General features: G+C 68.1%; 1 pseudogene. It reads left to right on the top strand.

From position 1 onward, the window contains the following. A pseudogene (locus AWB68_RS46095) lies at positions 1–529 on the top strand (hypothetical protein); the annotation flags it as partial.

Here is a 529-nt window from a genome sequence, read left to right as displayed (position 1 = left end):
GACAGCTCCATCGAACACTATCGTGGCTCGTTCGCCAACAAGGCGATGGTCACGCCGCTCATCACCTCGATCCTGTCGCTCGCGGCGGGACTGCATGGCCGCGCCGACAGCGCTGCCCGAACCCATCGCGGACGGCACGCGATTTATCTGGCGGCGGCATCGGCGGGCATCGCGGGCACCGGGTTCCATCTTTACAACATCACCAAGCGTCCGGGCGGCGTGAGTTGGCACAACCTGTTCTATGCGGCGCCGATCGGGGCGCCCATGGCGTTATTGCTTTCGGGCGCGCTCGGTGCGGTCGCTGAGCGCTTGCGCGACGAACCCGCCGTCGAGCCGCAACTCTTTGGCATGCCGGCGGGGCGGGCACTCGGGTTGGTCACTGCGCTCGGTCTGGCGGGAACTGTCGGCGAGGTCGCCTTGCTGCATTTTCGGGGCGCATATCAGAACCCGGTCATGTATGCACCGGTCACCGCCGGGCCGCTCGCGTGCGCGCTACTCACGCACGCCGCGCTCGCGGCGCCACGCGAGC

The organism is Caballeronia choica, assembly GCF_001544535.1.
Taxonomy (GTDB): domain Bacteria; phylum Pseudomonadota; class Gammaproteobacteria; order Burkholderiales; family Burkholderiaceae; genus Caballeronia; species Caballeronia choica.
The sequence above is the reverse complement of the archived record's forward strand: the minus strand, read 5'-3'. Positions and strand labels throughout refer to the sequence as shown.